This window comes from Propionivibrio sp., assembly GCF_041441355.1.
Classification (GTDB): domain Bacteria; phylum Pseudomonadota; class Gammaproteobacteria; order Burkholderiales; family Rhodocyclaceae; genus Propionivibrio.
Window position 1 is genome coordinate 118,316 of record NZ_JASDTF010000028.1, and the last position, 26,789, is coordinate 145,104.

23 protein-coding genes are annotated in these 26,789 nt (G+C 64.0%); 9 read left to right on the plus strand and 14 right to left on the minus strand.

Translation table 11 applies throughout. The features are described from left to right. Positions 1-53: 53 nt before the first annotated feature. Together QMB55_RS11090 and QMB55_RS11095 are read right to left on the minus strand one after the other, a co-directional pair. Positions 54-893: an HDOD domain-containing protein gene (locus QMB55_RS11090; RefSeq protein ID WP_497588768.1), complete on the minus strand. Its 840-nt coding sequence runs from the start codon at positions 891-893 to the stop codon at positions 54-56. Next, positions 890-1,210 carry a hypothetical protein gene (locus QMB55_RS11095; protein ID WP_497588769.1) on the minus strand — a complete coding sequence of 107 codons (321 nt, stop codon included), beginning with the start codon at positions 1,208-1,210 and terminating at the stop codon, positions 890-892. Before QMB55_RS11095 ends, QMB55_RS11090 begins: the two co-directional genes overlap by 4 nt. A 103-nt stretch (positions 1,211-1,313) precedes the next feature. Between QMB55_RS11095 and hslU the strand changes: the two genes are divergently transcribed. Further along, positions 1,314-2,648, plus strand: coding sequence for an ATP-dependent protease ATPase subunit HslU (gene hslU / locus QMB55_RS11100; protein ID WP_497588770.1), 1,335 nt, complete (start codon positions 1,314-1,316; stop codon positions 2,646-2,648). 42 nt (positions 2,649-2,690) lie between these two features. Here hslU and QMB55_RS11105 read toward each other — a convergent pair whose 3' ends face one another. The 5 genes from QMB55_RS11105 to QMB55_RS11125 form a co-directional block, all read right to left on the minus strand. After that, a complete protein-coding gene (locus QMB55_RS11105) occupies positions 2,691-3,122 on the minus strand; it encodes a universal stress protein (RefSeq protein WP_497588771.1) in 432 nt (143 codons plus the stop codon). A 139-nt stretch (positions 3,123-3,261) separates the two neighbouring features. Next, complete coding sequence (locus tag QMB55_RS11110) at positions 3,262-3,693, minus strand: universal stress protein (protein WP_497588772.1); 432 nt, start codon at positions 3,691-3,693, stop codon at positions 3,262-3,264. 40 nt (positions 3,694-3,733) lie between these two features. Next, positions 3,734-4,414: a TerC family protein gene (locus tag QMB55_RS11115; protein ID WP_497588773.1), complete on the minus strand. Its 681-nt coding sequence runs from the start codon at positions 4,412-4,414 to the stop codon at positions 3,734-3,736. A gap of 100 nt (positions 4,415-4,514) precedes the next feature. Further along, positions 4,515-5,411, minus strand: a complete 897-nt coding sequence (locus QMB55_RS11120) for an alpha/beta fold hydrolase (protein ID WP_497588774.1) — start codon at positions 5,409-5,411, stop codon at positions 4,515-4,517. Between the two features lie 2 nt (positions 5,412-5,413). Next, a complete protein-coding gene (locus QMB55_RS11125; protein ID WP_497588775.1) occupies positions 5,414-6,640 on the minus strand; it encodes an MFS transporter in 1,227 nt (408 codons plus the stop codon). A 201-nt stretch (positions 6,641-6,841) separates the two neighbouring features. On the opposite strand from QMB55_RS11125, the gene QMB55_RS11130 reads away from it, so the two are divergent. Further along, positions 6,842-8,518, plus strand: a complete 1,677-nt coding sequence (locus tag QMB55_RS11130; protein WP_497588776.1) for a fatty acid--CoA ligase — start codon at positions 6,842-6,844, stop codon at positions 8,516-8,518. Between the two features lie 28 nt (positions 8,519-8,546). Further along, on the plus strand, positions 8,547-9,575 hold the full coding sequence (locus tag QMB55_RS11135; RefSeq protein WP_497588777.1) for a threonine aldolase family protein: 1,029 nt from the start codon (positions 8,547-8,549) through the stop codon (positions 9,573-9,575). Here the strand turns inward: QMB55_RS11135 and QMB55_RS11140 are convergent. From QMB55_RS11140 to lysA, 6 genes are all read right to left on the minus strand, one after another. Then, positions 9,572-12,112 (minus strand): bifunctional diguanylate cyclase/phosphodiesterase, encoded by a 2,541-nt coding sequence (locus tag QMB55_RS11140; RefSeq protein WP_497588778.1) that lies wholly within the window; start codon positions 12,110-12,112, stop codon positions 9,572-9,574. The genes QMB55_RS11135 and QMB55_RS11140 overlap by 4 nt on opposite strands. Before the next feature lie 84 nt (positions 12,113-12,196). Beyond that, entirely contained in the window at positions 12,197-12,748 is a 552-nt protein-coding gene (locus QMB55_RS11145) for a glycine zipper 2TM domain-containing protein (RefSeq protein WP_497588779.1), read from the minus strand. Between the two features lie 79 nt (positions 12,749-12,827). After that, positions 12,828-13,232 (minus strand): RNA-binding S4 domain-containing protein, encoded by a 405-nt coding sequence (locus QMB55_RS11150; RefSeq protein WP_497588780.1) that lies wholly within the window; start codon positions 13,230-13,232, stop codon positions 12,828-12,830. Further along, entirely contained in the window at positions 13,229-16,360 is a 3,132-nt protein-coding gene (locus QMB55_RS11155; RefSeq protein WP_497588781.1) for an efflux RND transporter permease subunit, read from the minus strand. Before QMB55_RS11155 ends, QMB55_RS11150 begins: the two co-directional genes overlap by 4 nt. Positions 16,361-16,369: 9 nt before the next feature. Beyond that, positions 16,370-17,527, minus strand: a complete 1,158-nt coding sequence (locus QMB55_RS11160; protein WP_497588782.1) for an efflux RND transporter periplasmic adaptor subunit — start codon at positions 17,525-17,527, stop codon at positions 16,370-16,372. Beyond that, on the minus strand, positions 17,524-18,768 hold the full coding sequence (gene lysA, locus QMB55_RS11165; protein WP_497588783.1) for a diaminopimelate decarboxylase: 1,245 nt from the start codon (positions 18,766-18,768) through the stop codon (positions 17,524-17,526). The genes QMB55_RS11160 and lysA overlap by 4 nt, the downstream gene beginning before the upstream one ends. Between lysA and cyaY the strand changes: the two genes are divergently transcribed. Next, positions 18,754-19,293 carry an iron donor protein CyaY gene (gene cyaY, locus QMB55_RS11170; RefSeq protein WP_497588784.1) on the plus strand — a complete coding sequence of 180 codons (540 nt, stop codon included), beginning with the start codon at positions 18,754-18,756 and terminating at the stop codon, positions 19,291-19,293. The genes lysA and cyaY overlap by 15 nt on opposite strands. Positions 19,294-19,338: 45 nt before the next feature. Here cyaY and QMB55_RS11175 read toward each other — a convergent pair whose 3' ends face one another. Next, positions 19,339-21,573 (minus strand): penicillin-binding protein 1A, encoded by a 2,235-nt coding sequence (locus QMB55_RS11175; protein ID WP_497588785.1) that lies wholly within the window; start codon positions 21,571-21,573, stop codon positions 19,339-19,341. Between the two features lie 289 nt (positions 21,574-21,862). Here QMB55_RS11175 and QMB55_RS11180 point away from each other — a divergent pair, with 289 nt between their 5' ends. The 5 genes from QMB55_RS11180 to QMB55_RS11200 are packed head-to-tail and all read left to right on the plus strand — an operon-like array spanning position 21,863 to position 26,748. Then, positions 21,863-22,906 carry a pilus assembly protein PilM gene (locus tag QMB55_RS11180; protein ID WP_497588786.1) on the plus strand — a complete coding sequence of 348 codons (1,044 nt, stop codon included), beginning with the start codon at positions 21,863-21,865 and terminating at the stop codon, positions 22,904-22,906. Continuing rightward, on the plus strand, positions 22,903-23,469 hold the full coding sequence (locus QMB55_RS11185; protein ID WP_497588796.1) for a PilN domain-containing protein: 567 nt from the start codon (positions 22,903-22,905) through the stop codon (positions 23,467-23,469). Before QMB55_RS11180 ends, QMB55_RS11185 begins: the two co-directional genes overlap by 4 nt. Then, positions 23,466-24,134 (plus strand): type IV pilus inner membrane component PilO, encoded by a 669-nt coding sequence (locus QMB55_RS11190; RefSeq protein ID WP_497588787.1) that lies wholly within the window; start codon positions 23,466-23,468, stop codon positions 24,132-24,134. Before QMB55_RS11185 ends, QMB55_RS11190 begins: the two co-directional genes overlap by 4 nt. Further along, the gene (locus QMB55_RS11195; protein WP_497588788.1) at positions 24,131-24,649 is read left to right on the plus strand and encodes a pilus assembly protein PilP; all 519 of its coding nucleotides are present in this window, start codon (positions 24,131-24,133) and stop codon (positions 24,647-24,649) included. Before QMB55_RS11190 ends, QMB55_RS11195 begins: the two co-directional genes overlap by 4 nt. After that, positions 24,646-26,748, plus strand: coding sequence for a type IV pilus secretin PilQ (locus QMB55_RS11200; RefSeq protein ID WP_497588789.1), 2,103 nt, complete (start codon positions 24,646-24,648; stop codon positions 26,746-26,748). The genes QMB55_RS11195 and QMB55_RS11200 overlap by 4 nt, the downstream gene beginning before the upstream one ends. Positions 26,749-26,789 lie beyond the last annotated feature (41 nt).

Genomic DNA, 26,789 nt, shown 5'->3' on the forward strand with positions numbered 1-26,789 from the left:
TCGCCGGGCGCATCCGTTTGAATGCGCCTGAGGCGCTGTTTCGCGCCTGGGCCTCAGATGCCGAGGGCGCTGCGAAAACCCTGGTAGCGCGCCTCGATTTCCCCGAAGCGCCGGCTCAAGGCGGGCCAGGAGAGGCCCAGCTTGGCGCAGGCCAGGTCGGAGAGGTCAGGGACGCGGTTGTTCTCGAGTTCGCCGAGGTCGAGCGCGTGGCTGAGCACCTCGCTGGCATGTATCAGGTAACCGATGTCCGAGCCGACTTCATCCGGGGCGTGGTGGGCGCTGATGCCGGTGCAGATTTCCCGCGGCAGGCGCCAGACGAGCGCCAGGGCTTCTCCGGCCGAGGTGTGGTCGTAGCCGAAGATTTCGCGTTCGCAGTCGACGAGCGGCACGTCGTCGCGCTGGTGGCGCTCCAGCACTTGGGTGTAGTGCGTGGGGCAGACGACATACATCAGAATCTGGCCGATGTCGTGCAATAGTCCGCAGGTGAAGGCCAACTCGGGGTCGATGCGGCCGTTCTGCTCGGCCAGGGCGCGGGCACAGGTGGCAACCCCGATCGAATGCTGCCAGAGCAGGTAGGAGTCGAAGGCCTTGCCGCGCACTTCGTAGCGGTAAGCCAGGGCCGAGGCGAGGATGATGCTGACGACTCGGTCGGCCCCGAGGACCATGAACGCCTGCTTGGCGGAAAAAATGCGCGTCGATAGCCCCGAAGCTGCCGAGTTGGCAGCGGCCAGAAGGCGGCCGACGATGGCTGGGTCGGAGTTGATGTGGTGCGCCAGGGTGTCGATGTCGGCGCGGTCGTCGTTGAGCGTGCGCATCAGGTAGGCGACGACCTCGGGCAGCGACGGGATGGTCGATGCGTGACGGGTCAGTTCGACGAGGGTGGGTGGGTTCATTGCAGGCTTTCCCGGCGATAGTCGAGGACGGCGGCATGCAGCGAAGCGCGGCTGTTTGAGCCGGGCGCGCGGAAAATGGCCGCAGCGCGCGCCTCGGCGAGGCGGATTTCTTCGGCAATGGTTTCCGGCGAGCGGTTGTCGACGACAAGGACGGCGATGACCTCAATGCCGCGCCGGATCAGGCGTTCGAGCATCGCTCCGTCGAGCGTCGTGCCGGCGGCGAGCAGCATATGCCCATCTTTGTCGTGGATCGCCTGAGCAAGCGTCATTCCCGGAGCGGCGCGGCCGGGCGCGAAATAGAGCGTTCTGGTTTTCACCGACGAACTCCTGCAGGACGAGAGAGCCCGACCGAGTTTGCCACACGGCGTGGGCAATGAGAATATAGTGCGTTTGCCATCCTCTTGCTGCCCTTCATCGTTTATGACCCAAATGACTCCGCAGGAAATCGTCCACGAACTCGACAAACACATCGTCGGGCAGGCCAAGGCCAAGAAGGCCGTGGCCATCGCGTTGCGCAACCGCTGGCGTCGCGCCCAGGTTGCCGAACCGCTCCGGCAGGAGATCACGCCCAAGAACATCCTGATGATCGGCCCCACCGGCGTGGGCAAGACCGAGATTGCGCGCCGGCTGGCGCGGCTCGCCAACGCTCCGTTCATCAAGGTCGAGGCGACCAAGTTCACCGAGGTCGGCTACGTCGGGCGCGACGTCGAGACCATCATCCGCGATCTGGCCGAGATCGCCATCAAGAACGGACGCGAGCAGGCCATGAAGGCGGTGCGCGCCCGGGCCGAGGATGCGGCTGAGGAGCGCATCCTCGACGTTCTGCTGCCACCGGCGCGGGGTAATTTTTTCCCTGACGGGCAGTCGTCCGAGGACAACGGGACGCGGCAGAAATTCAGGAAACGGTTGCGCGAGGGCGAACTCGATGACAAGGAGATCGAACTCGAACTCGCCGGGCCGTCGATGCAAGCCGAGATTTTCGCGCCGCCGGGAATGGAAGACCTGACCAACCAGATCCAGGGCATGTTCCAGAACCTGGGCGGCGCGCGCAAGAAACCGCGCAAGCTGCGCATCGCCGAGGCGCGGCGCCTGCTGGTCGACGAGGAGGCCAGCAAACTCGTCAATGACGATGAGGTGAAGCTTGAAGCGGTGCGTAATGTCGAGCAGAACGGCATCGTGTTTCTTGACGAGATCGACAAGATCACTTCGCGCAGCGACCTGCAGGGGGCCGACGTCTCGCGCCAGGGCGTGCAGCGCGACCTGCTGCCGCTGGTCGAGGGCACCACGGTGTCGACCAAATACGGGATGATCCGTACCGATCATGTGCTCTTCATTGCCAGCGGCGCCTTCCACCTCGCCAAGCCGTCCGACCTCATTCCCGAGCTGCAAGGGCGCTTCCCGATCCGGGTCGAGCTCGAATCGTTGTCAGTGGCGGACTTCCAGCGCATCCTGACCCAGACCGATGCCTGCCTGACGATGCAGTACCGCGCCCTGCTGGCGACCGAAGAGGTGACGCTGGAGTTCACCGACGACGGTATCGAACGCCTGGCCGAAGTCGCCTGGTCGGTGAACGAGCGCACCGAGAACATCGGTGCGCGCAGGCTCTACACCGTTATGGAACGTTTGCTCGAAGAGATTGCTTTCGCGGCCGGCAACAGCACCGGCGCGCAGACGCTGCGCATCGATGCGGCCTATGTCGATGCGCGCTTGGGCGAATTGTCCGGCAACGAGGATTTGTCGCGCTACGTGCTGTGATTTTTTACCGCGCCCGCCGGGGAGGCGGGCGCGGTGCCAGGCTCATTTCACGAGCAGGACCGGCACTTTGGCGAGGTGGATGACTTTGGTCGTCGTCGAGCCCATCAGCAGCCCTTGCAGCGCGCCGCGGCCGTGTGTGCCCATGACGATCTGATCGTTGTGCAGCTCGGTCGCGAGTGCGACGATCTCCTCGGCCGCGTCGCCGATCAATTCATGGCAGGTGTATGGCACCCCGGCGCGGTCGAGCATTTCGCGTGCGCTCTTGGTGTCGCGTTCGCTGAGCGAACGATAGTACTCGTGCAACTGTTCCTTGCTCGCCCAGCGGATGTCCTCGACGGTAAAGGGCAGTTGCACGTTAACGAGATGGATGGCCAGCTCTTCCGGGCGGCTGTAGCGGGCCCGCTTGGCCAGGATGAGTTCGACGGCGCGTAGGGCGCAAGGGGAGCCGTCGACGGGCAGCAGAACGCTTTTCATCGCGAACCTCCTAGGGTGAAGAAGGGACAGCTCATGCGGCCCGTCCGTACGGCTACGGGCCGGTTCCGGAACGCGGGACGTTGCCGGTAGTTTCAGTATAGTCAGTTGCCCGGGGGGGCGAAGCGCGTTGGCGGGCGGCTTATTTGACCAGCAGCAGGGGAATCCGGGTGAGGTGGATGACCTTGGCCGTGACCGAACCCAGCATGAACTCCGTGAGTGCCGTGTGGCCGTGCGTGCCCATGACGATCTGGTCGCAGCCCAGCTGCGTGGACAGCGCCACGATCTCGTCAGCCACGCTGCCGACCCGCGGGTGGTAGGTGTACGAGGCGCCGGCGGCGTCGAGTCGGGCGCGGGCGTCTGCGCTCAGTCGATCGCTTTCGCTACGGTGATAATCGGCGACCTGCTGCGGGCTGACGAAGCGGGTGACCGCGTGCGGCAGCGGCGGCTGGACATTGACGAGGTGGATGGCCAGTTCGTCGGGGTGGTGGTAGCGGGCGCGCTTGGCGAGGACGAGGTCGACGGCGCGCAGGGCGCAGGCCGAGCCGTCGACCGGGATCAGTACCGATTGCATGTTTTCCTCCGCGAAGCGGGCAGTGAGGCTCAGGCGAGGCTCAGGCCGCCGACTGTCGGCGCGCGGCCATCAGTTTGCCGACGACGACGATGAACGCCGCGCAGCCGATCGGTACGATCTGGTGCAGGGCGTAGAAGTGCGAATCGATCCAGCCGACCACCGCCAGATCGTTCACCGCCATTTCGCCACCGACGTAGCCGAGCAGCGCGGCGCCGAGGGTGACGATGATCGGGAAGCGTTCCATCAGGCGCAGCAGCAGGTTGGCGCCGAAGATGACGAGCGGGATCGAAATGCCGAGGCCGAGCACCAAAAGGAGCGTGTTGCCCTTGGCTGCGGCGGCGACGCCGAGCACGTTGTCCAGGCTCATCACCAGGTCGGCGATCAGGATGGTGCGGATGGCCGTGGCGACGGTGCCGCCCGATTCGACCGGGCCGTCCTCTTCGTCGGAGTCGAGCAACTGGATGCCAATCCAGATGAGGAACAGCGAGCCGACCAGCTTGAGGTAGGGCATTTCCAGCAGGGCAACGGCGGTGAAGGTGAGCACGATGCGCATCACGATGGCGGCGCCCGATCCCCAGGCGATGGCCCGGCGTTGCTGTTCGGGGGGCAGTGCGCGCGAAGCAAGGGCGATGACCACCGCGTTGTCGCCGGAGAGGACGATGTTGATGCCGATGATTTGCAGGAGCGGAATGAACAGGGTTTGCAGCGAGGAAAGGTCCATGACTAAGGCCTGAGCATCGGTTTCGGAATCTGGAATGGCAGCATTTTAGCGCAGCCGGGGGCGGGCGCGTGGGGCGTGTGCGGAGCGGCTTTGCGCGGCTTCATGGGGCGAGCAGCGCCTGCAGGTGTGCCGCGACGGCGTCCGGGCGATCATGGTGGAGGTTGTGGCCGCAGTTATCGAGGCGTGCCGTACGCAGCTGGGAAAAGCAGGCATGCCGGGCAGCGAGTGCGGCTGCGTCGAGGTGCCCGGGGGCGGGAAGCTTCGAGTCGGCGCCGAGCAGCGAGAGCGTTGGGGCGCGTACTCGACGCCAGCAGGCCATGGCTTCGTCCAAGGGGAACAGGGTCGGGGCCGGCCAGCGGTGGCGCGGGTCGGCGCTGACGCTCAGGCGGCCGTCGGTGTCGCGCGTCAGCGCGTGCCGGGCGATGAATTCCGCCCGTTCGGAGGTCAGGCGCGGATTGTCGCGCTGCAGGCGTGCGGCGAACGCTTCCGGGCTGGCGTAGCTGCGAAAGCGTGGGAAAGGCTTGTCTTCGCCGCGCACGGCATCGAGCCACCCCGCGCAGCGCTCGGGCGCGCGCTCCGGCGCTTCGGACCAGAGCACTAGGCCTTCAAGCAGTGCGAGGTGGGCGACCCGTTCCGGGCGGATGCCGGCGTACAAGCTGGCGACGATGCCGCCCAGGCTGTGGCCGACGAGCGTGGCCGGCCGGTTCGGACTGAGCGCCTCGAGCAGGGCGTCGAGGTCGGCCAGGTAGTCCGGGAACCAGTAAGGGCCGTCGTTGTGCGCGCTGCGCCCGAAGCCACGCCAATCCGGCGCGAGGATGCGCCAGTCGTGCGGCAACGCGTCGACGACGAACTGGAATGAGGCGCCCAGATCGCCCCAGCCGTGCAGGCAGAAAAGCGTCGCGGCGGGGTCGGGCTGCTCCGCGCCCCAGGCATAAAGGTGCAGGTGGCGGCCGCGGAGGGTGATGCAGCGGGTGGTGTAGGGGCGGAATGAAGGCATGTTCAGGCGGCGCGCGGGGCGGGAAGCACCTGCGCCTCGCGGATCGGCAGGTTGACGAGGGCGGCCAGCGCGGCGAGGGTGATGTCGGCGTACCACATCCAAGTGTAGTCGCCGAAGCGGGTGATCGACAGGCCGCCCAGCCAGGCGCCGAGGAAGCCGCCGATCTGGTGCGAGAGCAGGGTCAGGCCGAAGAGGGTGCCGAGGTAGCGCACGCCGAAGAGCTTGCCGACGATCGCGGCGGTGGGCGGGACGGTGGCCAGCCAGGTGAAGCCGAGGCCGGCGGCGAAGAGGTAAAACGTCAGGTCGGTGCGCGGGGCCGCGAGGTAGAGCGCGATCATCGCCGCGCGCGATCCGTACAACCAGAACAGCACATGCTTGCTGCGGTAGCGGGCGACGCAGGCGCCGGCATAGAGGCTGCCGGCGATGTTGAACAGGCCGATGATCGCCAGCGACCAGCTGGCGACGGTCGGCGGCAGGCCGCACAGATTGACTTCGCCCGGCAGGTGCGTGACCAGGAAGGCGATGTGGAAGCCGCAGGTGAAGAAGCCGGCGTGCAGCAGGCGATAGCTGGGGTCGGCGAGCGCCTGCCGGACGCTGGGCCACAGGCCCGGTCCGCTGGGCGCGCTGGCGGCCTTGCAGGGCGCGTCCGCTGGCGCGCGTGGCGCGATGCGTCCGACCAGCGGCAGCGCGGCGAGAACAACGCCGGCAAGCGCCCACAGGGCGCCGAACCAGCCCAGGACGAGGATCAGCTTCTGCAGGATCGGGGCGAAGACGAACTGGCCGAAGGAGCCGCCGGCGTTGATGACGCCCGAGGCGGTCGCTCGCGCTTCGAGCGGCAGGCGGGTGGCGGCGGCGCCGATCAGTACCGAGAAGCTGCCGGCGCCCGAGCCGATGGCGGCGAGCAGGCCGAGGGTGACGCTGAACCCCGTCGCCGAATTCATCAGTGGCGTGAGGGCGCAGCCGGCGGCGAGCAGGAGCAGGCCGCCAAGCAGCACCGGGCGGGCGCCGTAGCGGTCCGCGAGCGCCCCCGCGACGGGCTGCGCGACCCCCCACATCAGCTGGCCGACGGCGAGCGCGAAGCTGAGCGCGGCGACGCCGAGCCCGGTGCTGGCGTCGATCGGCGCGAGGAACAGGCCGAAGGACTGGCGGGCGCCCATCGTCACCATCAGCAGTCCGGCGGCCGCCAGGGTGATGCCGGCAAACGGCGCGTGGGCAAGGGCACGAAACATCGACAGGACTCCGGTGGGGGAAGGTTCGAAAACGGATTCTGCGTCGAGTTCCGGTTTCAGGGAAAGGTCCCGGGTGCGCCGATGTGGATGGGTGACCTTTTTTTGGTCGCCTGACAACGTAAAAATCTGTTCTGCATATGCAGGAGCGCGGCTCGGGCGGAGTAAGATGAAGCCTTCTTCTTCCGTTCGCGAGTCCGCCCCATGCCGGTCAAGATTCTGCCCCCGACGCCCTCGGCCTATGCTTATCCACTGCTGATCAAGCACCTGCTGCATACCCCGTTGGCGGTCGCCGGCGACCAGGAAATCACCTACCGCGGCAAGGTCCGCCACAGCTACCGCGAACTGCGCCAGCGCATCGGCCGGCTGGCTTCGGCCCTGGCGGCGCAGGGCGTCGAGCCCGGCCAGACGGTGGCGATGATGGATTGGGACAGCCACCGTTATCTCGAAGCCTTCTTTGCCGTGCCGATGATGGGCGCTGTGTTGCAGACGGTGAACGTGCGCCTTTCGGCCGAGCAGATTCTCTATACGCTCAACCATGCCCAGGCCGACGTGCTGCTCGTCAATCGCGAGTTCTTTCCGCTGCTGGCGCCGATCGTCGCGCGCCTGGAAACCGTCCGCTGCTTCGTCCTGATCGACGATGAGCACGGGCGTGATGGCGTGGCGACGCCGGCCGATGCGCCGGTAAGTATTTCCGGCGAATACGAGGCGCTGCTCGCTGCCGCCGATGCGAACTACGACTTCCCAGATTTCGACGAGAACGCGCAAGCCACGGTCTTCTACACCACCGGCACGACCGGCCTGCCCAAAGGCGTCTTCTTCAGCCATCGCCAGCTTGTCCTGCACACCCTCGGGGTGGCGACCGCGATGGGCAGCGCGCCGGCCAATGGCCGCTTGTGCCGTGAAGACGTGTACATGCCGATTACGCCGATGTTCCACGTCCACGCCTGGGGCTTCCCCTATGTGGCGACCTTGCTCGGGATCAAGCAGGTCTATCCGGGGCGTTACCTGCCGGCGACCTTGCTGCAACTGATCGTGCAGGAAAAGGTGAGCTTTTCCCATTGTGTCCCGTCGATCCTGCAGATGCTGCTGGCCCATCCGGACGCCGAGCGGACCGATCTTTCGGGCTGGAAGGTGCTGATCGGCGGCTCGGCGCTGTCGCAGGCCTTGGCGCTAACGACGATGGCGCGCGGCATCGATCTGCTGACCGGTTATGGCATGTCGGAAACCTGCCCGGTGCTGACCATCGCCCACCTCGAATCGGCGGACATGGAGGCCTCGCCCGAAGCGCAGGCGCGTCTGCGGTGCAAGACCGGGCGGCCCTTGCCGCTGGTCGATCTGCGCACCGTCGGCCCCGATTTCGAGCCTTTGCCGCGCGACGGAGCCAGCGCCGGTGAAGTCGTGGTGCGCGCGCCCTGGCTGACGCAGGGTTACCTCAAGGCCGAGCAGGCTTCGGCCGAACTGTGGGCCGGCGGTTACCTGCACACGCAGGACATCGGCCACATCGATGCGCGCGGCTATCTGCAGCTGACCGACCGGATCAAGGACGTGATCAAGACCGCCGGTGAATGGACTTCGTCGCTCGAACTGGAAGACATCGTCGGCCGCCATCCGGCGGTGCATGAGGTGGCGGTGATCGGCGTGCCCGACGAGAAGTGGGGCGAGCGGCCTCTGGCGCTGGTGGTGCGCAAGCCGGAGGCGGTGGCGACGGCGAACGAGCACGAAATCCGGCGCTTCGCGGCGCAGCTGATCGAACAGACCGGGGTGTCGCGGCATGGCGTGCTGTTGCAGGTGCGCTTCGTGTCGGAGTTGCTCAAGACCAGCGTCGGCAAAATGAACAAACGCGCCATGCGCGAGACGGAATGTGCTGACAGAGCCTGAAACTTCCGGAAAGAAAGGAGAACACCCGATGGACCTGATCGATCTACGCAGCGACACGCTGACCAAGCCGACGCCGGAAATGCGTCTGGCGATGTATACGGCCGAACTCGGCGACGACTGCTACGGCGAGGACCCGACTGTGCGCGCGCTGGAAGCGCTGGCGGCGGAGATGGCCGGCAAGGCGGCGGCGCTGTACGTGACCAGCGGCACGCAAGGCAACCAGTTGGCGGTGATGGTGCGCGCCGGCCGCGGAACGGAAGTGCTGTGCGACGCCAGCGCGCACATCGTCGGCAACGAGAGCGGTGGCATCGCCGCGCTCAGCGGTGCGCAGACGCGGACGATCGAAGTCCCGCACGGCAAGCTGACGCCGGAACGCGTCGCACCGTACATCGCGCGGCGCAAGTCGAACTGCCCCGGGGCGGCCTTGTTGGCGCTGGAGAACACCCATAACGCGGGCGGCGGTGTGTATTACACGCCGGACGAAATGGCCGCGCTGCACGCGCTGGCGCGCGAGCATGACGTGCCGGTGCACGTCGATGGGGCACGCATCTTCAACGCTGCCGTGGCGCAGGGGGTGCCGCTCGAGGCGTTGACCCGGCACGCCGAGTCGGTGCAGATCTGCCTGTCGAAGGGGCTTTGCGCGCCGGTCGGCTCGGTGCTCGTCGGCGATGCCGAGTTCATCGCCGAGGCGCGCCGCTACCGCCGTCTGCTCGGCGGCGGCATGCGCCAGGCCGGGGTGATCGCTGCGGCCGGGATCGTGGCCTTGAAGCACATGGTCGAGCGGCTCGCCGAGGACCACGAGAATGCCCGCCTGCTGGCCGAGGCAGCGGCCGATAGCCGACTGGACGTCGATCTTACGACGGTGCAGACCAACATCGTCCGCCTCGGGGTTGGTGCGCTGGGGCTGAGCGCCGCCGAGTTCGTCGCCCGTTTGCGCGAGCACGGGGTGCTGGCCAACGCCAGCGCGCCGGATGCGGTGCGCCTGGTGACCCACCGTGACGTGACGCGGGCGCAGGTGCTCGCGGCCGGCGAGGTCTTGCGTCGGCTGGCGGCCTAACCCGGGGGGACGGGGGCCGGTCGCGCGGCACTGGTGAGTGCCTCGAGCGGGGCCGGTCGTCCGAAGTAATAACCCTGCCCCTGCGGGCAGCCCATGACTTTCAGGCAAGCGGCCTCGGCGGCCGTTTCCACGCCTTCGGCGACGACATTGACCCCGAAGCCGCGGGCCATGTGCAGGACGCCGGTGATGATCGAGGCGTCCTGGGGCGAGGTCTGCATTTTCTGCACGAAGTGCTTGTCGATCTTCAGGCAGTCGAAGGGCAGTCGGCTCAGGTAGGCGAGCGATGAATAGCCGGTGCCGAAGTCGTCGATGGCGATGCGGCAGCCGAGGTCACGGATACGGCGCAGGCGCTCGCTGATCGCCTGGTCTTCCTCAACGAGTTGGGACTCGGTCAGTTCCAGGGTCAGCCGTTCGGGCGGTAGGCCGCTGGTGCGCAGGATTTCTTCCAGCGTGGAAAAGAAGTTCGCCTGGATCAACTGCCGCGGCGAGAGATTGACGTGCAGGTCGAAGTCGTCCGGCAGCGCTTCGAGCTGGCGAGCCACTTCGCTGCAGGCGAGACGCAGCACGCGTTCGTCGATTTCGAGGATCAGGTCGGATTCTTCGGCGACCGGAATGAAAACGCCCGGCGGCACCAGTCCGCGCTCGGGGCTTTGCCAGCGCACCAGCGCTTCGACGCCGATCGGGCGCTGGTTGGCGAGATCGACGATCGGCTGGTAGTGCACCACGAATTCGTTCAGTTGCAGTGCGCGGCGCAAGGCGGTGACCAGCCGGGCGTGCTCGAGCGAGGAATCGAGCATCGCGGCGCTGAACACCACGGGGGGGCTGCCTGGCCGGCGCTTGGCCGCACCGAGGGCGATGCTGGCCCGGCGCAGCCATTCCGGGAGCTCGCTGGCGGCGAGCCGTCCGGCGACGACGCCCAGCGACACGCTCAGGGTCAAGGCGTCGGCGCCGCACGCGAACGGGGCCTCGAACAGGGCTTGCAGTCGTTCGCCGAAGGCGATGGGCGCCGTTTCGGCCTCCGCGGGCAGGGGGGCGAGCACGGCGAATTCGTCGCCGCCGACACGGGCGAGCAGCGCGTCGCGATCGATGTGGTGCTGCAGACGCAGGGCGATGGTCTGGAGCAGGACGTCGCCGGTGCTGAAGCCGACGGTGTCGTTGATCGAACGGAAACGATCGAGTCCGATCAGCACCAGGACGGTGGGCCGCGTTTGCGGCCAATTCACTTTCTCCAGCAGGCCGCGCCGGGTGCACAGGCCGGTCAGCTCGTCGTAGAGAATCTGCTGTTGCAGGCGGGCGAAGGAATGCTGCAGGCGCTGACTCATGGCGTTGAACGCGTCGACCAGCTGGGTGGTTTCGGCGAGCCGGGACGCGCGGTGCGCGGTGCTGTCCCAGTCGCCCAGGGAGAGCCGGGTGGCGGCCTGCGCAGTCTGTCGGATCTGGGCGGTCAGGCGATGAATGATCCAGAGGATGCAGAGGATGCCCAGCCCGTCGATCAGCAGGCCCCAGTAGAGCGCGCGTTCGCTGGCGGCGCGCGCCGCGCCGAGCAACTCGCTCTCGGGAAGCAGGGCCACGATGTGCCAATCGATCCCGCGCGGGTCGGCATAGGGCTGGCTGTGTCCAAAGTAAAGCTGACCGTCGTGTCGGAGGGTGAAGCGCTGCTCGCGTTCTCCGTCCGGCCCCTGAAGCCGTGGCGCGACGGCCCGGATCAGCGGGGAGGCGCTTTGGGCAACGGTGAGGCGTTCACGTTGCCGGTTCGGGCTGAGCGGGGTGAACATCGGCGTCGTTTCCGACTGGGCGACGATGCGTCCGTCGGCATCGACGATCAGCAGCAGGCCCTCGCCGCGCAGTTGTTCTTCGCGCAGGAAGCGGTTGATTCCGTGCAGGCTGACATCGGCGAACATGACGCCGCTCAGTTTCCCGTCGCGTTTGACCGGGCTGACGGCCGAGAGAATGACCTCGGCGCGTTCATCCTTCTGATTGGTGTAGAGCGGCGCCCAGCCGGGGCGGTCGAGCTCGGCGGCGGTCTGGTACCACGGGCGCTGGCGCGGGTCGAAGGCGGGCAGCGTGAGCTCCGGAGTGGCCGGGCTTTCGCCCGCGAAAATGCGCAAAGCGCCGCCACTGTTCCGGTCCTTGAGCATCAATTTGAAGCTCCCGTCCGGAGCCCGCCTGACGCCGGCGAAGTCGCCATTCGGGTTGCCCAGACCCACGGCCTCGATCTGGTGTTGGTCGGCGTAAAGGGTTTTGAAAACGTGGAGGAACAGCGAGTACATCGTGCGCAGTTCGTCCTCGGGATTGATTCTGTGCCGAACCAGATCGTCGCCCAGATCGCGCTGGAGCCGGAAAGGCTCCTCGAGGAAGTCGCGCAGGTGGGTGTGCGTGGATGAGGCGATGGCTTCGAGCAGACGGACGCTCGAGCGCTCGCTGAGCAGCCCGATTTGTTCGTGCTGGGTGTAGGCCTGCAGCGCCAGCGTGGCGGCAAAAAGGACCAGCAGCGGTACGGTCAGCGCAAGGCGCAGCGAGGGACGAAACTGAGACATAGAAAACTCCGTCTGGAAGCCTTTCCAGACTTGCGGGCGCCTTTCATTATTGGCGCCGCGCTGCGCCATAACAAGCGGATGGGGTTACTTGGGGACTTTATTCTGGGTGTTGAGCACGAGTTTCCCATCCTGGACCGGAATCTGCGGACCCGGATCGTGATCGAGGCGGATTGTGTCCTGCTTGCCGTTCAGGCGGTAGGTGACGTCGAAGCCGACCGGACGCTGGACGTTGTCGTGAACGGTCTTGCATTGGCGTTCGACGTGCGTTTCGACGTCCTTGTCCTGCATGTTCTTCTGCACCTGGTTGCCGGCGTAGCCGCCGGCCGCTGCGCCGGCGACGGTGGCTACCGTCTGGCCACGGCCTCCGCCGATGGTGCTCCCCAGGGCACCGCCGATGACGCCGCCGATCACCGTGCCGGCGATGCGGTTCTCGTCCTTGACCGGAGCCTTGCGCTGGACCGCGACATCATGGCATTCCTCGCGCGCTTGCTTGACCGTTTCGGTCACCGGTTTGACGGCCAGGACTTCGGCGTACTTGGGCTGGGTGTAGGCCTGATAGCCGACCATGCCGCCGGCCGTGATGCCGACAGTGACCAGTCCTCCGATCAGGATGCCTTTGACCATGGCTGTGTTCATTTGCGTCTCCTTATGCGCTTAGGGCGAATGGAACGATGCGACTGCAATCGCGCCGCGTGCGGCCCCGGGAAGCGAGGGCTCAGTCGCCCGTGTTGAACCCGTGGATCTGGCGGCGGGCTTTCTTGGTCGGGCGGCCGCGCAGGTCGCTGCCGGGCGTCGGGGCCAAGCGTCTCGCCTCCTGCTGGGCCTGACGACGGGCCAGGCTTTCCTCGCTTTCACGGTAGAGCTGTTGCGCTTCGCTGGCGGGGCGGCGCAGCGGGTTGATCCCCTGAATAACGATCGTCCATCGATTTTCGCCGACAAGGATGTCGAGGGTGTCGCCGCAGCGGACTTCGCGCGCCGGCTTGACGCCGTGGCCGCCAAGGCGAACGTGCCCGGCGCTGACGGCGGCGCAGGCCAGGGCGCGCGTTTTGAAGAAGCGCGCGGCCCAGAGCCATTTGTCGAGGCGCAGGTGGTCGAGGGCGGAAGTGGAAGGCAGGGTCACGTGGGATCGCTGTCGAAATGGACGTGCGCGGCTTCCTCGCGCCGGGTCAGTTTGTCGAGGTAGAGGTAGACGACCGGGGTGAGGTAGAGGGTCAGTACCTGCGACACCATCAGGCCGCCGACCACCGCGAGTCCGAGCGGCTGACGGACTTCCGCGCCGGCGCCGAGGCCCAGGGCGATCGGCAGGGTGCCGACGAGGGCGGCCAGGGTGGTCATCATGATCGGCCGGAAGCGGATCAGGCAGGCCTGGAAGATCGCCTCGTAAGCGGCGATCTTGTCGTGGCGTTGTCGCTCGAGGGCGAAGTCGATCATCATGATCGCGTTCTTTTTGACGATGCCGATCAGCATGATGACGCCGACGAAGGCGTAGAGGCTCAGATCGACCCGGAAGAGGAGCAGGGTGACGAGGGCGCCGAGCGCTGCCGAAGGCAGGCCCGAGAGAATGGTCAGCGGGTGGATGAAGCTCTCGTAGAGGATGCCGAGGACGATGTAGACGACCAGCACGGCGATCACCAGCAGCATGCCGAGCCCCTTGAGCGAGGACTGGAAGGCTTGCGCCGTGCCTTGCAGGCTGGTGCCGAGCGAGGCCGGCAGGCGGATTTCCTGTTCCAGCCCCTTGATCCGGTCGACCGCGTCGCCGAGCGAGGTGCCGGGCAGGAGGTTGAACGAGATGGTCACCGAGGGGAGTTGCCCCTGGTGGTTGACCGTCATCGCTTGCGTCTTGCGGGTGACGTTGACCACCGTATCGAGCGGGATCAGCTTGCCGTTCGAGTCCGGCGCGTTGAGCCGGGTGCCGGCGCCCGCGGCGCGCACATAGACGCGCGAGAGCATCGACGGGTCGAGCTGGTAATCCGGCGCCACTTCAAGGATCACCTGGTATTGGCTGGAGGCGCCGTAGATGGTCGAGATCTGGCGCGAGCTGAAGGCGCTCTGCAGGGCGTCTTCGACCTGGGCGAAGGAGAGTCCGTGCGCGGCGATTTTCTCGCGGTCGACTTCAAGCGCGACGACCGGGCTCATGTTGTTGAGGTTGCTGGTGACGTCGATGAAGCCGGGCAGGGCGCGGATGCGATCGACCAAGACGTCGGTCCAGTGGTAGAGCTCGTCGAGGTCGGTGCTCTGCAGCGTGTATTGGTACTGGGCTGAAGTGACCTGGCCGCCGATGCGGATCGAGGGCGGGTTCTGCATGTACACCCGGATGCCCGGCACCGCGGCGAGCTTGGGCCGTAGTTGCTGGATGATCTGGTCGGCCGACAGCTCGCGTTCGTCGCGCGGCTTGAGGATCATGTTGAGCGAGCCGGTGTTGGTCGTCGGGCGCGAGTTGGTGGCGCCGACCGAGGACATGAAGGAACGGATGTTCGGGTCCTGGGCGATGATGGCGGCGACGGCGCGCTGCTTCTCGACCATTGCCGCGAAGGAGATGTCCTGCGCCCCTTCGGTGACGGCGGTGATCTGGCCGGTGTCGCCGCTGGGCAGGAATTCCTTGGGGATCTGCGTATAAAGGCCGGCAGTGGCGAAGAGGGTGAGCACGAAGCTGGCGACCACCGCGCGCGGGTGGCGCATGGCGATGCTGAGCGTCTTCTCGTAGCCGCTCAGCAGGCGCTGGAACAGGTCGTCGAAGAGGCGGAAGGCGCGTCCGTGTTCCTCGGTGTTCGAATGCGCGAGGTAGCGGCTGCAAAGCATCGGGGTGAGGGTCAGCGAAACGATGCCCGAGACGATGATCGCGGCGCAGATGGTGACCGCGAATTCGTTGAGCAGGCGCCCGACGATGCCGCTCATGAACAGGATGGGGATGAACACCGCGATCAGCGAGATGGTCATCGAGATGATGGTGAAGCCGATCTCGCGCGAGCCCTTGATCGCCGCCTGCAAGGGTTGCTCGCCGAGTTCGATGTGGCGGACGATGTTCTCCAGCATGACGATGGCGTCGTCGACGACGAAGCCGACGGCGAGCGTGAGCGCGAGCAGCGACAGGTTGTCGAGGCTGAAGCCGAGGACGTGCATCACGGCGAAGGTGCCGATCACCGAGATCGGTAGCGCCAGCGCGGGGATGATCGTTGCCGAGAGGTTGCGCAGGAAGAGCAGGATGACGAGGATGACCAGGAAGCCGGCGATCACGAGGGTGATCTCGACGTCCTCGACGCTCTCCTTGATCGAGACGCTGCGGTCGTAGAGCGTGGTCATGCTGATCGCGGCCGGCAGTTTGGCCTGGAAGCTCGGCAGAATGCGCTTGATGGCGTCGACCGTCTCGATGGTGTTGGCGCCTGGCTGGCGCTGGATGGCAAGCACGATGGCGCGCTTGTCGACGTTCCAGGCCGCGACACGTTTGTTTTCGACGCCGTCGATTGGCGTGGCGACGTCCTCGAGACGCACCGGCGCGCCGTTGCGCCAGGCAACGATCAAGGGGCGGTAGGCTTCGGCGGTGGTCAGTTGGCCGTTGTCCTTGATCGCGAAGGCCTGACGTTCGCCGTCGAGCAGGCCGATCGGCTGATTCACGTTGGCCTGGACGACAGCCTGCTGCAACTCGTCGATGCCCATGCCGCGCGCCGCCAGTTGGTCCGGGTTGGCGCGAATTCGAACTGCATATTTCTGCGAGCCGAAGACCTGTACCTGGGCGACGCCGCTGATCGTCGACAGGCGCTGGGCGAGCTGCGTCTCGGCGTACTCGTGCACCACCGGCAGCGGCAAGGTGGGCGATGACAGGGCGATGAAGAAGATCGGGGCGTCGGCCGGGTTGATCTTGCGGAACGAAGGTGGCGTCGGCATGCTCGACGGCAAGCGGCGCTGCGCCGCGGCAATCGCCGACTGGACGTCTTGCGCCGCAGCGTCGATGTTGCGGTCGAGCGAGAACTGCAGGGTGATCGAGGTCGTCCCTTGGCCGCTCGTCGAACTCATCGAGTCGAGGCCGGCGATGGTCGAGAACTGGCCTTCGAGGGGGGTGGCGACCGCAGCCGCCATGGTCTCGGGCGAGGCGCCGGGCAGGTTGGCGGTGACCTGGATGGTCGGGAAATCGACGCTGGGCAGTTCGGAGACGGGCAGCGCGCGGTAGGCGATCAGGCCGAAGATGACGAACGCCGCCATCAGCAGCGTGGTCATGACCGGCCGCCGGATGCAAAGCTCGGGCAGATTCATGACGTCCCCTTAGTTTTTCTTTTGCGCGTCGTTTTGTGCCGGCGATTCCGACGGCTCTTTCTTGCTAGCGTCTTCGGGCGACTTGGTCTTGACCTTGGCCCCGGGCGTAAGGCGCAGATGGCCGTCGGTGACGACGGTCTCGCCGAGTTCGACGCCCTTGCCGATCGCTGAATAGCCTTCGTAGGCCGCGAGCACCTGGACATTGCGGTTGGTGACCGTGCCGTCCTCGTTGACGACGTAGACGTAATTGCCTTCGGCACCTTGTTGCACGGCTTCGTTGGGGATCGTGCTTGCGTCCTTGAGGGTTTCGAGGATGAGCGAAAGGTTGAGGAATTGCCCCGGCGTCAGCTTCTCGTCCGTGTTCGGAATTTCAGCCTTCATCAGGATGGTGCCGGTGGCCGGGTCGACGGCGTTGTCGATGAAGCGGACGGTACCTTTGAAGCTCTGCTGGCGGTCATTCGGAATGCTGACGTCGACTTGCATGCCGCCGCTTTTCATCGCCGCGCGCAGGCGCGGTAAGTGCTTCTCCGGAATCGACGCGGCGACGAGGAGCGGACTGGCACGGTTGACCACGGCCAGCGTCGTGTCGTTGATCTTGACCGACGAGCCCGGGAAGACCAGGCGCGCGCCGACGATGCCGGTGATCGGGGCGCGGATCGTCGTGTAGGAGAGCTGCAAGCGGGCGACTTCGGCCGCGGCCTGGCTGGCCTTGAGGTTGGCGGCTGCCGCGGCTTCGTTGGTGCGGATGTCGTTGACCTTTTCCTCGGAGACGAAATTGCGTTCGCGCAGGGCCGTGTAGCGCGCCGTGTCGGCACGGGTCTTGGCAATCAAGGCTTCGTCGCGCGCGGCGCTGCCTTCAGCCTGGCGCAGGCGGGCGGCGAAGTCGGTCGGGTCGAGGCGGATGAGCACGTCCCCCTGTTTGACGTGTTGCCCTTCGGTGAAATGTACCGAGGCCACTTGGCCGTCCACGCGCGATTTGATGATCACGCTCTCGAAGGCCTCGGCACGTCCGACGACTTTCAGCTCGACCGGGATGTCGCGCGCCGTTGCCTTGGCGACGGCGACGGGGACCGGCGGGGAGGGTGGTTTTTTCTTCGCCTTGTTGTCTGAGCACGCGGTGACGGCCAGAACGGAGAGGAGGACCAAAACAAGGCGATGATTGATCATGGCAGCAGGGTTTCGTGCGCGTAGAGATCGTTGATGGTTTCGCGGCGCCGAATCAGATGCATCGTGTCTCCATCGATCATCACTTCGGCGGCGCGCGGGCGCGTATTGTAGTTCGAACTCATGGTCATGCCGTAGGCCCCCGCCGACATGACCGCGAGCACGTCGCCGGCCTGCAGGTCGAGGGGGCGCTCGCGGCCGAGAAAGTCGCTCGATTCGCAGACCGGACCGACGATGTCCCAGGCGCGCGGCGATCCCGTACGCGGGCTCACCGGCTGGATGTCGTGCCAGGCGTCGTAGAGCGCGGGGCGGGCAAGGTCGTTCATCGCCGCGTCGACGATGGCGAAATTCTTGGCTTCGCCGGGTTTGAGGTACTCGACCCGGGTGAGCAGGATGCCGGCGTTGCCGACCAGGCGGCGACCGGGTTCGAACAGGATTTTGAGTCGGCGGTTCTTCAGCTCACCCAGCAGTGGCGCGAGGTAAGCCTGGATGCTGGGCGGCGTTTCGTCGCGATAGCGGATGCCGAGGCCGCCGCCGAGGTCGATGTGATGCAGCTGGATGCCCTCGGACTGCAGGCGGTCGACGAGTTGCAGAAGCTTGTCGAGGGCTTCTGCAAACGGTGCGGCGTCGAGGAGCTGCGAACCGATGTGGCAGTCGATGCCGTTGATCGTGAGGTGCGGCAATTCGGCGGCCCGGCGATAGAGCGCCAGGGCTTCTTCGAAGGCCACGCCGAATTTGTTTTCCTTGAGCCCGGTCGAGATGTAAGGGTGGGTCTTGGCATCGACGTCAGGATTGACGCGCAGGCTGATCGGCGCTTTGCGGCCGTGGCTGCCGGCCACTTCATTGAGCCGCTCGAGCTCGGCCGCGGACTCGACGTTGAAGCAGAGGATGCCTGCGTCCAGCGCTTGCCGTATTTCGTCCACGCGCTTGCCCACGCCGGAGAAGACGATTTTTTGCGGGTCGCCGCCGGCCGCCAGGGCGCGCTGCAGCTCGCCACCAGAAACGATATCGAAGCCGGAGCCAAGGCGGGCGAAGACGTTGAGCACCGCCAGATTGGAATTGGCCTTCATCGCGTAGCAGACCAGCGCGTCGAGGCCGGAGAGTTCTTGCTGGAACTCAAGCAGGGCGTTCGTCAGGGCGGCGCGTGAGTAGACGTAGCACGGTGTTCCGAAACGTTCGGCGACCGCGGTCAACGGGACAGACTCGGCGTGCAGGACGCCGTTTTTCAGATGGAAGGCATTCATCGGGAGGGCGGACGGGCCGTGTTAAGATCGTTGGCAGGGGCCGGCGCAGCGCTGGGCGGCGGCTTCGGCGCGGTTTGCGCGGCGGGCGGTGGGAGTGTCAGCGGACCGCGCGTGCCACACGCGGTCAGGGCCGTCAGCAGCGGGATGAAGAGCAAGAGGGCGCGGCGCATGATCGTCCGAAGCGAAAAATTGGGGAATGTTAGCACAATGAACGAAAGCGAATTTGGTGCGCTTGCCGACGCCGCGCTGGCGCGTCTGGACCATGCGCTCGAGGCCTGCGATCTCGATCTTGACGTCCAGTGGTCAGGCAGCGGAATGCTGGAGATCGAGTTCTCCGGCGGAGCGCAGATCGTCGTCAACCGGCATTCGGCGGCGCAGGAAATCTGGGTTGCAGCGCGCTCCGGCGGCTTCCATTTTCGCTGGGACGGCGCCCATTGGCGCGATACGCGCGATGGGCGCGAATTGTTCGCGGCGCTTGCGGCACTGATTTCGCAACAGTCCGGTCATTCCGTGCGCCTGGACTAAAGCCCGCGGCGCACGGCGGCCGATGCGCTCGGCCGGGTATCGAGCTCAGTCGACCGGCTTGGCATTCGGATCCTGCGGGGGCTCTTCCTCGACCTGCTGCGGAACGTTCTCTTTGTAGAAAAATTCCTTGCTTGGCCCCTTGCCGCCACCGACGGCGTCCAGTGCGACCAAGCCTTCTGGCTGCGGCATGAAAGACTCGGGAACGTCTTTCAGGGCACGGGCCATGTAGCCGATCCACATTGGCAGTGCGGCCGAACCGCCGGTTTCTCCGTTGCCGAGATTTTTGGGCTGGTCGAAGCCGATCCAGGAGCAACCGACGATGGTGCGCTGGTAGCCGCAGAACCAGGCGTCGACGTGCTCGTTGGTCGTTCCGGTCTTGCCCGCGAGGTCGCGCCGCTTGAGTTGCGCTGAGGCGCGGCCGGCCGTTCCATAAATAGTGACGTCGCGCAGCATGCTGTCCATCAGGAAAGCGTTGCGCGGGTCAATGGCGCGCAGGGCGTCGTCGCCGGCCGGGGTGGGTTGTGCCTGAGCCAGGATCGTGCCCTTGTCGTCCTGGATGTCGCGGACAATGAAGGGCGGGATGCGATAACCACCGTTGGCAAAAACGGCGTAGGCCGAAACCATCTGCCATGGCGTCACGGCGCCGGCACCGAGTGCCATCGTCAGGTACGGTGGATGCTTTTCGGCGTCGAAACCGAAGCGCGTCGCGTAGTCCTGCACGAAATGGACGCCACTGGCCTGGAGCAGGCGAACCGAGACCATGTTCTTCGATTTTGCGAGCGCGGTGCGGACGCGCATCGGGCCTTCGAACTTGCCATCGTAGTTCTTCGGTTCCCAGGCCTGCGAGCCGGTGACCGACGCCGGGATGCTGATCGGCTCGTCGTTGACGATCGAGGCCGGGGTGAAGCCTTTTTCCAGGGCCGCCGAGTAAATGAAGGGCTTGAAGCTCGACCCGGGCTGACGCCAGGCCTGCGTGACGTGGTTGAACTTGTTGCGCGAGAAATCGAAGCCGCCGACCAAGGCGCGGATCGCACCGGTCTGCGGGTCGGCCGCGAGCAGGGCAGCCTCGACTTCCGGCATCTGCACGATCCGCCAGTTGTTCTTCTCGTCGGTCTGGACGCGGATGACGGCGCCGCGCCGCAGCCGTTTGTTGGCCGGCGCCTTGTCGTCGAGCATCCGGGTGGCAAAGCGCAAGCCGTCGCCGCTGATCTTGATGACCTCGCCGCCGCGCCGATAGGCCTTGACCTGTTTGGTGTCGGCTTCCAGAACGATGGCCGGGCGCAGGTCGGAGGGGTCGCTGTAATCCTGCAGCAGTTCGTCGAGGGCTTCGTCGTTGTCGGACTTGATGGCGCTCATGTCGACGTGCGCTTCGGCGCCCCGGTAGCCGTGCCGGCGGTCGTAGTCGATGACGCCCTTGCGCAGGCTGGCGACGGCGGCTTCCTGGTCGCTCTTGAGCAGCGTGGTGTAGACCTTGAGCCCGCGCGTGTATACATCTTCCGGGAAACGCTCGGCCGCCATCTGGCGGGCCATCTCGGCTGCGTGTTCGGCGCGGACCGCGTAATCGTTGGTTTCTCGGCGCACGATCAGCGCCTGCTTGAGCGCTTCTTCGTGCTGGGCGCTGTCAATGAAACCGAGTTCGAACATGCGGCGCAACACGTATTGCTGGCGCAGGCTGGCGCGTTTTGGGTTGACCACCGGGTTGAAGGCCGAGGGCGCCTTGGGCAGGCCGGCGAGCATCGCTGCTTCGGCGACGCTGATGTCCTTGGCCGGCTTCCCGAAGTAGATTTGCGATGCGGCGCCAAAGCCGTAGGCGCGCTGCCCCAGATAAATCTGGTTGATGTAGAGCTCGAAGATCTGGTCTTTGCTCAGGTTGCTTTCAATCTTGAATGAAAGCAGCGCCTCATACAGTTTGCGCGCGTAGGTTTTTTCCGAGGAAAGAAAAAAATTCTTGGCGACTTGTTGAGTGATGGTCGAGGCGCCCTGTTTTTTTCCACCGCCAATAATATTGCTCGCGGCGGCGCGCAGAACTCCAAGCGCATCGATGCCGCCGTGCTGGTAGAAGCGTTCGTCCTCGGCGGCCAGGATGGCCTGCTTGAGGATTTCCGGCGTGTCCTGGATGCGCAGGAAGGAACGGCGCTCCTCGCCGAATTCGCCGATCAGGTAACCGTCTGCGGTATAGACGCGCAGCGGAATTTTTGGGCGGTAATCGGTCAGGATGTCGAGCGAAGGGAGGTTCGGGTAGATCAGCGTCAGTGCAACGAGCACGAGAGCCACCGCCATGGCGGCCAGCCCTCCGACGATCATGACAGGGAGAAGAATCCAGCGGGACAGATTAGGCACGGCATTTAAGATGTGGGATGAAGTGTGGCGCAATTATAACGCTGCGCGAAAACCCATGGCGCCGTGGCATTCCCCAGAGAAAAACGACTTTACATGCATAATGCTTGTTGCTAGCATCTAAAGTAGATTATCTATAACCGCTCTAACTACAAATCAAACAAGGGTTTTTTCGGCGAGGGGTGGTGATTTGCAACTCGATTTATCGATATTCAACCCGAAATCGCGTGCTTTGATCGGCCTCGACATCAGTTCGTCGTCGGTCAAAATGGTCGAGTTGTCTGGCGACGCGAAAGGTGGGTACAAGGTGGAGCGCTACGCCATCGAGGCTTTGCCTCGCGATGCTGTGGCCGATGGCAACATCGTCACCCTCGAAGCGGTTGCCGAGGCTGTCCGTCGTTGCTGGAAGAAACTCTCGACCTCGGTGCGCAATGTGGCGCTGGCCTTGCCGGCCTCGCACGTGATTACCAAAAAAATCATTGTCGCAGCCGGCCAGCGCGAAGAAGAGCTCGAGGTGCTCGTTGAATCGGAGGCGAATCAGTACATTCCTTTCGCGCTTGACGAAGTAAACCTCGATTTTCAAGTTCTGGGGCCTGCACCTTCGTCGCCGGATGAGGTCGAGGTGCTGATCGCCGCATCGCGCAAGGAAAAGGTCGAGGATCGCGTGGCGGTGGCCGAAGCGGCCGGTTTGAAACCGGTCGTCGTTGATGTCGAATCGTACGCGACGCTTGCAGCCTACAGCCTGATCGAGAAACAGTTGCCCGATGACGGGCGGGGGCAGATCGTCGCATTGGTTGACGTCGGCGCGAATGTCATGACTCTGACCGTGCTGCGTAACGGCCAATCCCTTTACGGTCGTGAGCAGGCTTTCGGCGGGAATCAGCTGACGCAGGACATCGCCCGGCACTACGGGATGACCTTCGAGGAAGCCGAGGCCGAAAAACGGCGCAATAATCTGCCCGAGACCTATGAGGCCGAGGTGTTGCAGCCCTTCGTCGAAAGCATGGCCTTGGAGGTTTCGCGAGCGCTGCAGTTCTTCTTCACGTCGACGCAGTTCAGCCAGGTCGACCACATCGTTCTCTCGGGCGGCTGTGCTGTGCTGAACGGTGCGGACGAGGCCGTTGCGGCGCGCACGCAAATCAATACCATTCTGGCCAATCCCTTTGCCGGCATGGTCTTGGGCAGTCAGGCCGGAGGGCGGAGCAAGGGCTTGCTGGCTGATGCCTCGATGTTGATGGCGGCGTGCGGCCTCGCCTTGCGGAGGTTCGACGAATGATACGCATCAATCTTCTGCCGCACCGCGAGGAGAAGCGGAAAGCTCGGCGCCAGCAGTATTACGGACTGCTGGGTTTGGTTTCCGTGCTGGCGGCGCTTCTCGTTTTGCTCGCCAATACCATCATCTCGGGCTACATCTCGACGCAGGAAGCGAAAAATGAGTTCCTGAAAAAAGAGATCGCCGTTCTCGACAAGCAGATCGAGCAAATCAAGCGTTTGCAGGAGCAATCTCAGGCCTTGCTGGCACGCAAGCAGGTGATCGAATCGTTGCAGCGCGATCGGGCGGAAGGCGTCCTCTTGCTGAGCGAACTGGCCAAACAGGTTCCCGAGGGCGTTTATTTGCGCTCGCTCAAACAGGATGGGACGAAGGTCATGCTGTCCGGTTATGCGCAGTCGAATGCCCGGGTTTCGACCTTGATGCGCAACATTGATGCCTCGCCCTGGCTCGAAAAACCGGAGCTGCTTGAAATCAAGGCGGTGACCGTTGATAAGCGCCGCCTGAACGAATTCAACATGACCGCCCTCCTCAAGCGGGCACCGGTTGAGGGAGGGAAGAAGCCATGAAGAAGCCTGCGCTTCCGGCGGTCGACTTCAATGCGTTGGCGAACGATTTTCGCAATCTCAACCCGAAGGACGTCGGTGCGTGGCCGCTCGCGCCCCGGATTGCGACCCTGCTCGGGATGTTTGCCTTGGTGCTTGCCGCCGGTTGGTTTCTGGTTTGCAGCGATGCGATTGCAACGCTGGAGCTCAAACAGCAGGAAGAAACCAAGCTGCGTGACGATTTTCTGAGCAAAAAACGGCAATCGGTCAATCTCGACCTCTATGTCCAGCAACTCAATGAAATCGACCGGTCCTTTGGCGCCTTGCTCAAGCAGTTGCCGAACAAGGCCGAGGTTGAATCCTTGCTGATCGAGATTAACCAGTCCGGGATGGGGCGTGGCTTGCAGTTCGAGTTATTCAAGCCGTCGCCCGAGATCGTTAAGGATTTTTATGCCGAGTTGCCGATCAGCGTCAAACTGACCGGGAACTATCATGATTTTGGTGCTTTCGCTGCCGACATCGGTCGTTTGTCACGCATCGTAACTCTCAACAACATCGCGATTACGCCGAATGCCAAAGACGGTACCTTGACGATGGATGCGGTGACTAAAACGTTCCGTTACCTCGACGAGAGTGAGTTGGCTGCGCGCCGTAAGGCCACGCAGGCGGCCAAGGGTGGCAAGAAATGAAAACGAGCGCGACGATCATTTTGTGCCTGGCGCTGGCCGCGTGCTCGGGCGAGGACAACGAAGACTTGCGGCAGTGGATGAACGAGCAGAGCAAGGATCTCAAGGGGCGGATTCCGCCCTTGCCGCAGGTCAAGCCCTACGAGCCCGTTCCGTACGACGCAGGCGGCTTGCTTGATCCATTCAAGAGCGCCAAGCTCGGTGTAGATCAGAAGAAAGGTGGAGGCGGACGCATGCCGGATATGGATCGGGCGCGCGAGCCACTGGAGTCCTATCCCCTCGAAAGCCTGAAATACGTCGGGGTGATGACCCGGCGTGGGGCGTCCTACGCCATCGTCCAAGTCGATGCTTCCCTCTATCAGGTGAGAACCGGGAATTACATGGGGCAGAATTTCGGAGTCATCACCCGGATCAACGAAGATCAGGTTGTTCTCAAGGAACTCGTCCAGGATGCAGCGGGCGATTGGGTCGAACGCGAAAGCACGCTGCAACTGCAGGCGCAGGAGGTGAAAAAGTGAAACGAATTGGACAATGCCTGAAAGCGCTCTTCGTTGCGGCGCTGCTCAGTCTGGGGCAGGCGGGGGCCCAAGAGGCGGGAAGCAATGTGCTTGAAGACATTACAGCCTCGGCACAGGGAGGGGTCTTGAACGTCAAACTCGGTTTCAAGGCTCCGCTGTCAGGGCCGCCTCCCGGGTTCAGCGTTGCCAATCCGGCACGCATTGCGTTCGATTTTGCGAATGTCGAGAACGGCCTTGGCAAGAACAGTCATTTGTTCAACGAGGGCGATCTGAAGAGCGCCAACGTGATCCAGTCCGAGGGACGGACGCGGGTCGTCCTCAACTTGAACCAGGCCATGACCTATGAATCGACGATCGACGGTCGTTTCCTCATTCTGGCCTTGGCTCCGAGCGTGCGCTCGGATGCCGTAAGCGCCGCGCGTGTCGAGCATTTCTCGCAGGCGCGCCCGGATGAGCAGGCGCACAGCATTCGCGACATCGCTTTCCGGCGTGGTCGTGACGGTGAGGCCAGGATCACGGTCGATTTGAGCGACGCGAACGCTGGCATCGACATCCGGCAGCAAGGGCAGAGTTTGGTTGTCGACTTCGTCAAGGTCGTCGTTCCCGAAGGGCTGCGTAAGCGTCTGGACGTGACCGATTTCGGAACGCCGGTGACGGCGGTCAATACGGTCCAGCAAGGTGCAAATGCCCGAATTACGATCAGCCCGAAGGGCTTGTGGGAGCACAATGCTTATCAGACTGACAACCAATTCGTGGTCGAAGTCAAACCGGTCATCGAGAACCCGAACAAACTCGTGCAGGGGTCGCGCGGTGGCTATCAGGGCGAGAAGCTGTCGCTCAACTTTCAGAACGTCGATGTCCGGCGATTGCTGCAGGTGATCGGCGAGTTTACTGGCATGAACATGGTGGTTAGCGATTCGGTTGGCGGGTCGATTACCTTGATTCTGAAAGATGTACCCTGGGATCAGGCGCTTGACATCATCCTGCAGCAAAAAGGGCTCGACATGCGCAAGAACGGCAATGTCATCCTGATTGCGCCGCGTGAGGAAATCGCTACCAAGGAGAAGCTCGAGTTCGAGTCGAAGATGCAGATTGGCGACCTTGAGCCGTTGCGGACCGAGAGCTTTCAGTTGAATTATCAGAAGGCAGAAGAGGTCAAGAAATTGCTGACCGATGCTAGCCAACGCATGCTCTCCAAGCGGGGGAGTGCAGTGGTTGATACGCGGACAAATCTGCTCTTTGTCCAAGATACGCCAAGTCGTTTGGAAGAGGTGCGGGCGTTGATCGCCAAGGTGGATCAGACGGTGCGGCAGGTCATGATTGAAGCACGTATCGTCGAAGCGGGTGATAGCTTTGCCAAGAACATCGGGGTGCGCTTGGGCTTCCACGATATGGGGGGCGGGAGTAGCAAGAAAGGCTCTGTGATCGGTGGCAATTTGAACGACACGGGGGCTCATACCGGACAAAGCGCCGATACGCCGAAATGGCCGACAGATTCGCTAGGAGTTAACCTGCCAGCAACGCCTCGCTCAGGAAACGCAGGAGTCTTTTCAATGATTCTGTTCAATCAGAATAAATCCGCCTTCTTGAATGCCGAAATCTCTGCACTGGAGGCCGATGGTCGAGGCAAAGTGATTTCGAGTCCGCGAGTCATGACAGCCAATCAGGTTGAGGCGATCATTGAACAAGGTGTTGAAATCCCCTATCAGCAAGCCACCAGCTCTGGAGCGACCAGCATTTCTTTCCGGAAAGCGAACTTGGCCCTCAAGGTTAAGCCACAGATTACGCCTGACGGCAAGATTACGATGACCCTTGACGTGAATAAAGATACGCCCAACACTCGTTTGTCTACCGGTGCTGGCGTGGCCATTGATACCAAGCACGTGAAGACCGAAGTGTTGGTCGAGAATGGAGGAACGGTTGTAATTGGGGGGATCTACACCGAGGAAAAGCGCGACAACACGCAACGCATTCCCATCCTTGGTGATCTGCCCTACATCGGCTGGTTGTTCAAAAACCGTGAATGGATTGACGACAAGACCGAGTTGCTTATCTTCATTACTCCGCGGATCGTTGCAGAGGGCTTGGCATTGCGCTGAGCGTACCAAGGAACAAAGGCCGGTCTGCGGACCGGCTTTTT